This window comes from Adhaeribacter sp., from assembly GCF_057359045.1.
Genome location: NZ_JBMQUD010000050.1, coordinates 1 through 8,995, shown reverse-complemented (window position 1 = coordinate 8,995; position 8,995 = coordinate 1). Strand labels below are relative to the sequence as shown.

The following is an 8,995-nucleotide window of genomic DNA, read 5'->3' as shown; positions in this document are numbered from 1 at the left end:
TTCTCCGACATCAGGTTGTAGGTTTCGATGGCCTGCTCAATGTCGTTTTTATGAATACCAATGGCTACCCGCATGAGCATGTGCTGCGGACGCTCTACAATTTTACCATCTAAGCGCAGCAAATAAGAGCGCTCCAGGGTTTTGTAACCAAAATAATCGTAGTTGTAGTCGCGGTCGTAAATAATGCTGGAATCGAGCAAGGCCGCGTGCTTCCGGATTACTTCGTACACATCTTTGGCCAGCAACGAGGCGTTTTCTCCGGTTTTGGGGTCTTCGTAAGTATACAGCCGTTTCATGGTGCTGCTGAACGACTTGGCCGTTACTTTGTGCAGGTTAGAAATGGCAATCCGGGCGGCCAGAATAGCGTAATCCGGGTGTTTGGTAGTCATGGAAGCGGCAATTTCAGCGGCCAGGTTATCGAGTTCTACGGTGGTTACGCCATCGTAAATACCATCAATCACTTTTTTGGCCACCTCAATCGGACTCACAAATTCCATGTGCAGCCCGTAGCACAACTTTTCTATCCGGGCGGTAATTTTATCAAATTTAACCGATTCGCGTCGGCCGTCTCGTTTTATAACTAACATAGGCTAAAAGAGGAATTAAAAGGTTGTGGAAAGAACAAAGCAATACACCCCCTGCACCCGGTTAAAAGCCGGTGTAACAGTACATTGATTATTAAAAAACGTTGAAAATAAAAGTGGACGAAGGAACCTGAAAGGGACAGAAGTTTTAAGTTTCTTTTTTTCAGGTTCCTCATCGCTAAAGGTTTAGGTTAAAAATCTTCGTCGAGCGAGAAGACGTTGTCCGTCCGCTCACTCATTACGCCCGCTTTCTGGTATTCGCCCACGCGCTTCTCAAAGAAGTTGGTTTTACCCTGCAGCGAAATCATTTCCATAAAGTCGAATGGATTGGTAGCGTTGTAGATTTTAGAGCAGCCAAGCGCCACCAGGAGGCGGTCTGCAACAAACTCAATATATTGGCTCATTAATTTGGCATTCATTCCTATCAAGTCAACGGGCAATGCATCGGTTACAAACTCCTGCTCAATAGAAACAGCGTCCCGTATAATGGTTTGTACGCGCTCTTCCGACAACTTGTTTTGCAGCATCGAGTACAGCAAACATGCAAAATCGCAGTGCAATCCTTCGTCCCTGGAAATCAATTCATTCGAGAAAGTTAAACCAGGCATTAAGCCGCGTTTCTTCAGCCAGAAGATAGAACAGAACGACCCCGAGAAGAAAATACCTTCTACAGCGGCAAAAGCAATCAGGCGCTCGGTAAAGTTTTCGGAGTTAATCCACTTCAACGCCCATTCGCCTTTTTTCTTCACGCAATCCACGGTTTCGAGGGCGTTAAAGAGGCGGTCTTTTTCTACCGGATCTTTTATATAAGTATCTATTAATAAAGAGTAGGTTTCGGAGTGGATATTTTCCATCATAATCTGGAAACCGTAAAAACAACGGGCTTCCGGAATCTGAACCTCCTGCATGAAATTAATGGCCAGGTTCTCGTTTACAATACCATCCGAGGCGGCAAAGAAAGCTAACACGTGCGAGATAAAATGTTTCTCGCCGTCGTTCAGACGTTCCCAGTCTTTCTGATCCTGCGAAAGATCAATCTCTTCGGCCGTCCAGAAACTTGCTTCCGCCTTTTTATACATCTGCCACACATTGTCGTGCTGAATCGGGAACAGGACGAACCTATTCGGGTTTTCTTCTAAGATTGGCTCCATGCTTTGCTCTTTAATTTATCAGTTAATTTTAGAAAGATTAATATTTAACCCTTTGATTCACTTTTACTTACCTTTGCATTTTAGTAAATATTCCGGGATATGCCGGGGGTATTTAAGCGAATCGTTGAGTCAAATATACGGAACAACCCCTTTTTATACCGCCCTAAAAAAGGTTTATTTCTCCACAAGTTATACAGCGACTTATGTTGATTAAATATTGATTTATCCACAAGTTTATCCGTAACAACTACTTAGTTATCCTCAAACTACACATATAAAATGGGCTATATTCGTGTTTCTAACAAAATAAACTATTGGTTGTTTGGCCCTTTCCATAATTCCTGTTAATTTTGCACCCTAATTATCAAAACAAAAGAAAGCAACATGTACGCAATCGTAGACATCGCTGGTCGTCAGACCAAGGTAGAAGGCGGTAAATTCGTCTATACCAATAAGCTTTCCGGCAATGAAGGTGACGCCGTAGAGTTCGCCAATGTATTATTAACCGACAACAACGGAACGGTAACTGTAGGCGCACCGCTTGTTGATAACTTTAAAGTAACCGGTAAAATACTTGGCCATGTAAAAGGTGACAAAGTGATCGTTTTCAAAAAGAAACGTCGCAAAGGTTACAAAAAGAAAAATGGTCACCGCCAACAATTTACCAAAGTTTTAATTGACGCATTACCGTTTTAATCTTATAAGAAAATGGCACACAAAAAAGGAGCAGGTTCGTCTAACAACGGTCGTGAATCGCATAGCAAACGACTGGGCGTGAAGATTTATGGTGGCCAGGCCATCATTGCTGGTAATATTATTGTTCGTCAGCGGGGTACAGCACACCACCCTGGCAAAAATGTTGGTTTAGGAAAAGACCACACCTTATTTGCTTTAGCTGATGGCGTTGTTGAATTTAAAAAAGGTGCTAAAAACCGTTCTTACGTATCAGTACTGCCTGTAGAGGCGCCCGCTGAAGCGTAATTTAGTTTTATCGCTATTATAATAGAAAAGGGAAGCTTTTAACGGCTTCCCTTTTTTGTTGGGCTTAAATTTTACGCTTTGGCAAACCACCCTGAAATAACCGGGCAATATTTAATTTATTCTGGGCTTAGATACAGGTAAAAGTATAAGCCAAGGCCAGTTTTTTCAGGAAGTTGTTTGGGTTTTGGCTACCACGGCCTACTTCTTAAGACAAACAAAAATAACCACCACTTTTAAATTGTTCTGCTTTAACTTTACCGGATTAACTTTAGTTATAGCCCTACTAGTCTACTATTTAAGATGTTTAAAAAAATTATTTTGCCCTTGTTGCTGCTCGGTACCTTAGCCGCCCAGGCCCAGACCACCAAACCGGCACCCGCTAAAAAACCGGCTGCACCGGCGGTCAGCAAAAAACCAGCCCCAACATTAACGCCCCAAAACCAAACTGACAGCCTGAGTTATGCTATGGGCATTTCGGTAGGGGCATTTCTGAAATCGCAGGGTGCCACCGCCCTTAACTATGCTTTATTGAATAAAGCCATTGAACAAACCCTCAAAAGCACCCCTACCTTATATGGTATGCCGGAGGCTAACGCTGTAATGGAACGCTTTGCCCGTAGTAGTTTTACCAAAAAGGCTGCCGCCGAAAAAGAAAAGGGTCGGCAATTTTTAGAGCAGAATAAAAAGAAAGCCGGTATTACCCAAACTGCCAGCGGATTGCAATACGAAATTTTAACTGCCGGTCAGGGAGCTAAACCCGCCGCCGCCGACACCGTGAAAGTACACTACGCCGGCAAATTACTCTCCGGAGAAGAATTTGACTCGTCGTATTCGCGCGGTGAGCCTATTACGTTGCCGGTAAGCGGTGTAATTCCGGGCTGGACCGAAGCCTTGCAGTTAATGCCGGCCGGTAGCAAATGGCGCCTGTACATTCCGGCCGCTTTAGCGTACGGCGACTCGGGTGCCGGTCGCGATATTCCGGGTGGGGCGACCTTGATTTTTGAGGTGGAGTTACTGGAAATTACCAGCCAAAAAGGTAAATAGCTCCGCCCCAGCACTATTGGGCAATATTTTAGCACCTGAATTGGTAATTTTACCAGTAAAGCATTTATAAGAACCCGATTAGCTTACATATATTACAGGTGTCAAAATATTACTTATGACTGTACCGGAGAAAAAAGCAGATTTTAAAGCGTATTACCACCGGCGGATAAATAAAAGCTTCCGGCACGCCCTTGTGTATGCGGCCATGGCCGGCCTGTTTTGCGTATTTATTGGGTATTATGGTAAGCCGGAGCCAGCCATTATGCTGGGCGTGGTTTCTTTGGTGCTCATTTATACCCTGCACCGGCGGTTTAACAAAAAATATTACCGCCGCCTGCAATTGCTACAAACGCCTTTTCCGGAAACCTGGCAAAATATATTGGAAAACAATTCTACTTTTTACGCCAACCTGGACTCCGAAAGCAAAATTATTTTTAACCAGCGGGTGCAGTTTTTCCTAGCCGAAAAACGGATTGAAGGCATTAGTACCGAAATAGACGCTACCATCCGGTTACTGGTAGCGGCCAGTGCCATTATTCCGACGTTTGCTTTTCCGTATTTTGAGTATCCCAACTTAAAGCAGGTACTGGTTTACCCCAATTCTTTCGACCATAATTTTCAGACGGTGCGGGAAGAAGGCCATAACCAAAATATTGCCGGTATGGTGGGCAATGGTTTTATGAACAACACCTTACTGCTTTCTAAACCCGATTTACTGGCTGGCTTCCGCCGCCAGGACAGCTATAATGTAGGTATCCACGAATTTGTGCACTTGCTGGACATGGCCGATGGCGCGGTAGATGGCCTGCCGGAAATATTTTTAGCGAACACCTACACCCTACCGTGGTTGCAGGTAATTAAAGCCGAAGTAAAAAGAATAAAAAAAGGCAAATCCGACATAAACCCTTACGGCCTCACCAACAATGCCGAATTTCTGGCCGTGGTAAGCGAATATTTCTTTGATAATCCCGATAAATTTTCGGAAAAACACCCGGAACTATACAAGTACCTCAGCGCTATTTTCCAGCAACAACCCGATAAGAATGGATAAAAGATCTGTTCACTTAAATCTTAAACCGTTTGTTTAATTAAAGTGATTCTAAAAGCCAAAAGCCCTTTCTGCACACTTACCTTAAAGCGTACAGAAAGGGCTTTCTAATAATTTTATTTACCGGTTTAAATAAAAGTTAATACCAAAATTTAAATAGGGTAAATAAAAACGGGTATCAAGCGTACCGTATAATCTTTTCACATCTTTGGTCTTCCAGATATTGTATTGTAAGCCCTGCACCGTTAGATCAATTCCCAGCTTATTTGTTGCAAAAAAAGCCAGGCCAGGCCTTATAATAGCGGCTACTCCCCATGTAGGCCAAGTATAACCAACACCCATGTTACTTTCACTTTTGCTTTTAACTGTGGCATAACCCAACATGCCCTCGCCATAGAATGAGAACCTTTCGTTTAGCGGAAAATATTTGCGTATAAATGCCCCCCCCGTTAAAGTACTGTTGGTACTCCAGCCAGTATTATTTTGTAAATCGCTTACCAACCTAAACTTATATTTAATATAATTATAATCTAAAAATAAACCCATTGTCAGGTTGCTTTTCAGGAATAAACCAACTTTGGGTTGTAGTCTTAGCTCGTTTTGTTCGGACTCATTAAAGTTTGAATTAGGGCTGTTTAGAATATCAAATTCATTGTTGATATTTGACCAACCCACTGCGCCACCAACTATAAAGTTCCCGGCCTGGGTTTGGGCATTGGCTGCAAACGATAGGGCAAGTAAAAGCCCTAGACTAAATAAGAACTTTTTCATCAGCATCAAATTTTATCTCCGACCTAAATAAAACTTAATACCCAGAGCTACATTACTTAATCCCCAATTAAGGCTGAGACCAGAAGATTTCCCTTCCGATAATTGGTCTACTGTATTGGCTGCTTCTGATATATTTCTATTGTACCCAATTGATCCCAAAGACACCTCCAGGCCTATTTTAGAGGAAGCAAAATAAGATATACCGGGTGTAAAGACTGCTGCTATGCCTTTGTTTTCAATAGAAATATCTGTTTCTCGACTTTTTGTTTTACTAAAGTTTAAACCAACATTACCAAAAAGAGCTGTCTTTTCTCCCAAAAATTTATAATAACGTACAAAAGGACCAATTAAGCTTTCCGAGTACTTAAATGTTTCCTTTGAATTTTCAATATTTTTATTGGAATATATGGCTATACCTAAGCCTACCGCTAAGTTATTCGCTACAAAAATCCCAACTGATGGAGAAACAGAAAACCCCTGCGTTTTATCGTCTGAATTATGTACGTTACTGTTGTAATAACTAAATCCACCGCCTAATACAAATGTACCGGGGTTAATTTGCCCAAAACCAGCAAGTGGAATACAGGCAAAAACAAAGAAAAGGAAGGCAACTACTTTTTTTTTCATACAGGTATAGTTAAAGTGAAACAAAAATTTCTGGTGTAAGAATTGCCTTGTTGCCTTACCAACTTTTTAACCATACCCGGCTCAATAGCGCTGTGCTAACCGATAGAATCCAGAACTGGATTAATCGTATTTACTTTAACAAATACTGAGCCATATATTTAAAATTTACATATTCTAAATTACAATAGTTCTATTTATTTTATTAAGCCTTAAACAGCCTCTCACGAGTAATTATTTCCCCACCAATCAAACTTAAACTTTCCTCACCAAAACTATAATTCAGGGTAATAAGATAAAACCATCCTGTTTAGATTAGCCGGTTAACTAAAGCAAAAGCCCTTGCTCCATAGGTACAGAAGCAAGGGCTTAAGGGCTGTTAAAAAATTAAGTGCTTTTAAGGATTAGGCTGGGTTAACTGACCAATAAACAGAATGGCATTGGAAGCCTTTTCACGGATTAAGAATATAAAAGGCCTATCTACCAAAATAGCTTGCGGCAACGAAGTTAACTCAATACCCACCGAGGTAGCCGCGGCAGCTTCGGTACCTTCTTCGTTTACTTCTACAAACGTTTTGTGCATTACCTCACTAATAGCCAGGTTGTTGTTATTGCCCGCCAACATGCGGCTAAAGTTGGCTTTACCACTAAAGGCTTCGCCCATACCCAAAGCCGTTAAGGTTTCGCTAAGCTCTTTTTTATATTCCAGTTTAAATTTAGGCAGGCGTAGCTCCAAGCCGGTACTATCGGCATTGGTTAACAAGTTATTTAATTGGCTGCCATTCAGGTTATGGGTTATCTCCCGCAGGGTGTTTTGTCCTTTAGGTACAATTAAGGTCATACTAAACTGGCGATTACCATAAGGCAAATCAATCACTTGTTTACTGGCATCCTGGTAGTACAAGTAACGGCCTTTTTTCAGGGTCATGAAATCTACGCTAACGGTGTTGCCATCTTCTTGCCGAAAAGGAGCTTTCTTGGTTAAGGCTTTATCGAAAGGATACGTCCAGGTGCCTTTGAAGTAAATGGCGTTTACCAGAAACATGACATGATCTCTGCGGATTTCCTGGATAATGTCTTCTATTTTGCCTTTGGTTTTATCTTTTACCCAACCGTTAATGGTGTTTTTAGCCGCCGGCGCCGAAAAATCGAGGGCTTGCACGGTAGCATCGAAGTACGTTTTATTATTTTGAATAAAGGGCTGCTGCAAGCTATACTGCTGGGCGAACCAGATAGAATTGGCCGTAGTAAAAGTTACTTTCTTATCGATATTTACCAATAGTTCCGATAAGCTTTTGTAAGACTGGTTTATTTCTTCGTCGGTAAGCGGCTCAAAACCCAGAGTCTGTTGCATAGCCGTCTTGGTAGAGCCATCAGCACCATTATAGGTCATGGTTAAGGCCGCCGAAATACTAAACGGCGATATAAATATATTCTTATCGGATTCCTGGGCACGTAAAGAGGTAAAAGCCCGGAAAGCAAAATCGTTGGCGCTGCTTACCGTTTTAACTTCCTGGGCTGCCAGCGGCCGCAGTTCTGGTGTATTGTTCTGGCCAGGAGTCAGGGCATCTCTCTGGCAGGAGCTTAGCAGGCATAAAGCGCCGGCGGCTCCCCATATAGTTTTTTTAAATAATTGCAGGTTCATACCATTTCTAGTTTAATTTAACATTCTCAAAAGTCCTTACCGGTATCCAGACTTTTGTTTACATCAGCATGACCCGGCAACGGGCTAAATGGTTGCAAGCTAATTTTTTCTGTTACCCAAACGCAGTTTAAAATTTGCTACCAACTAATTTAACTACCCGGCTAAACAAAAAAGCCACCGGCTAACCCGTGGCTTTTAATAGGAAAGTAAATAAAACTTAGCTGTTATTTGGTTGATGAGGTAGACTGTATTTGTTGCTTTAATTTTTCTATTTCTTGCTGTTGCTCCTGAATGGCAGCTACCAGCAAAGGAATCAGGCTTACCAGGTCCGTATCTTTCACGGTAGTGGTTTGGTACTTGTTTTTACCTACCATTACCGACTCTGATTTAGAACTAACCAACTCGGGCAGCACCCGCTGTACATCTTCGGCCAGGAAACCATAATGCTGACCGGCCGGCAATTTAAGCTTGGTATACTTATCGCGGTTATACTCAAATCTTTTCGGCTCCAGTTGCTGAACAGCTTCCAGGGCATTCTTTACTGGCTCTACGTTTGTTTTTAAATCTTTATCGGTTACCTGTTGCCCAAAAGCAATGTGGCTCAGGCTAAAAAGGGCCACGATGGTTACAAAAACTTTAATTTTATTATAAGATATCATTTTATCGGCTTTAAGATATAAAATTGATTTATTTTAATATACCAAAATTACCACAGCTTGATTAAACGGGTATTAAACTAACATTAAAATAAGATTAAAATTTGTTTATAAACATTGTTTTTTAATTTTTTAAACAATTCTGGCCGAACCTGCGCAAGGTACTAGCCGCATTTACCAGCAGGACAAAATAATATTTATTTTATACAGGAATCTGTTAAAAAATTGTAAAACCAGACTTGCTAGCTTACTGGAAATGAGAAAAGTAAAAAAGATCTCTTTAAAATTTAGTTCTGAAAGTAACGAATTAATATAGCCAACCGGCATGCGAATGGTACTCTGTTAATTTAAGATAATGGCAGCAAAACCAACTTTGGTACAAGCCAATGTACTACACCTGTATAAATAAATTTTTTATAAACAATTAAAGTTATCCGGAATTGTGCAGCCTACCTAAACCGAATAAATTTTACTTAAAAATCAGTATTGTA

At 41.3% G+C, this 8,995-nt stretch carries 10 protein-coding genes; 4 read left to right on the top strand and 6 right to left on the bottom strand.

From position 1 onward, the window contains the following. The coding region (locus ACO1R6_RS09115) for an ATP cone domain-containing protein (protein ID WP_486264088.1) at nt 1–587 on the bottom strand (587 nt) is incomplete at its 3' end. Nucleotides 588–775: 188 nt separating this feature from the next. Next, nucleotides 776–1,735, bottom strand: a complete 960-nt coding sequence (locus ACO1R6_RS09110; protein ID WP_486264086.1) for a ribonucleoside-diphosphate reductase small subunit — start codon at nt 1,733–1,735, stop codon at nt 776–778. 384 nt (nt 1,736–2,119) lie between these two features. Between ACO1R6_RS09110 and rplU the strand changes: the two genes are divergently transcribed. The 4 genes from rplU to ACO1R6_RS09090 all read left to right on the top strand — a co-directional run bounded on the left by rplU (nt 2,120) and on the right by ACO1R6_RS09090 (nt 4,811). Then, nucleotides 2,120–2,431, top strand: a complete 312-nt coding sequence (gene rplU, locus ACO1R6_RS09105; protein ID WP_146899958.1) for a 50S ribosomal protein L21 — start codon at nt 2,120–2,122, stop codon at nt 2,429–2,431. A gap of 12 nt (nt 2,432–2,443) precedes the next feature. Then, entirely contained in the window at nt 2,444–2,716 is a 273-nt protein-coding gene (gene rpmA, locus ACO1R6_RS09100; protein ID WP_146899955.1) for a 50S ribosomal protein L27, read from the top strand. A 300-nt stretch (nt 2,717–3,016) separates the two neighbouring features. Further along, a complete protein-coding gene (gene bamJ / locus ACO1R6_RS09095) occupies nt 3,017–3,760 on the top strand; it encodes a BamJ family beta-barrel-assembly machinery protein (RefSeq protein WP_486264083.1) in 744 nt (247 codons plus the stop codon). 115 nt (nt 3,761–3,875) lie between these two features. Then, a complete protein-coding gene (locus ACO1R6_RS09090) occupies nt 3,876–4,811 on the top strand; it encodes a M90 family metallopeptidase (RefSeq protein ID WP_486264081.1) in 936 nt (311 codons plus the stop codon). 117 nt (nt 4,812–4,928) lie between these two features. Here the strand turns inward: ACO1R6_RS09090 and ACO1R6_RS09085 are convergent, their stop codons facing one another. From ACO1R6_RS09085 to ACO1R6_RS09070, 4 genes are all read right to left on the bottom strand, one after another. Beyond that, nucleotides 4,929–5,579: an outer membrane beta-barrel protein gene (locus ACO1R6_RS09085; protein ID WP_486264079.1), complete on the bottom strand. Its 651-nt coding sequence runs from the start codon at nt 5,577–5,579 to the stop codon at nt 4,929–4,931. Nucleotides 5,580–5,591: 12 nt separating this feature from the next. Further along, nucleotides 5,592–6,206 (bottom strand): outer membrane beta-barrel protein, encoded by a 615-nt coding sequence (locus ACO1R6_RS09080; RefSeq protein WP_486264077.1) that lies wholly within the window; start codon nt 6,204–6,206, stop codon nt 5,592–5,594. Between the two features lie 394 nt (nt 6,207–6,600). Further along, on the bottom strand, nt 6,601–7,848 hold the full coding sequence (locus tag ACO1R6_RS09075) for a serpin family protein (protein ID WP_486264075.1): 1,248 nt from the start codon (nt 7,846–7,848) through the stop codon (nt 6,601–6,603). Between the two features lie 224 nt (nt 7,849–8,072). Further along, nucleotides 8,073–8,507 carry a tail fiber domain-containing protein gene (locus ACO1R6_RS09070; protein ID WP_486264074.1) on the bottom strand — a complete coding sequence of 145 codons (435 nt, stop codon included), beginning with the start codon at nt 8,505–8,507 and terminating at the stop codon, nt 8,073–8,075. Between the last annotated feature and the right edge of the window lie 488 nt (nt 8,508–8,995).

Coding starts and splice junctions, on each gene's coding strand:
- ACO1R6_RS09110 (WP_486264086.1), bottom strand. CDS start 1,735: ATGGAGCCAATCTTAGAAGAAAACCCGAATAGGTTCGTCCTGTTCCCG.
- rplU (WP_146899958.1), top strand. CDS start 2,120: ATGTACGCAATCGTAGACATCGCTGGTCGTCAGACCAAGGTAGAAGGC.
- rpmA (WP_146899955.1), top strand. CDS start 2,444: ATGGCACACAAAAAAGGAGCAGGTTCGTCTAACAACGGTCGTGAATCG.
- bamJ (WP_486264083.1), top strand. CDS start 3,017: ATGTTTAAAAAAATTATTTTGCCCTTGTTGCTGCTCGGTACCTTAGCC.
- ACO1R6_RS09090 (WP_486264081.1), top strand. CDS start 3,876: ATGACTGTACCGGAGAAAAAAGCAGATTTTAAAGCGTATTACCACCGG.
- ACO1R6_RS09085 (WP_486264079.1), bottom strand. CDS start 5,579: ATGAAAAAGTTCTTATTTAGTCTAGGGCTTTTACTTGCCCTATCGTTT.
- ACO1R6_RS09080 (WP_486264077.1), bottom strand. CDS start 6,206: ATGAAAAAAAAAGTAGTTGCCTTCCTTTTCTTTGTTTTTGCCTGTATT.
- ACO1R6_RS09075 (WP_486264075.1), bottom strand. CDS start 7,848: ATGAACCTGCAATTATTTAAAAAAACTATATGGGGAGCCGCCGGCGCT.
- ACO1R6_RS09070 (WP_486264074.1), bottom strand. CDS start 8,507: ATGATATCTTATAATAAAATTAAAGTTTTTGTAACCATCGTGGCCCTT.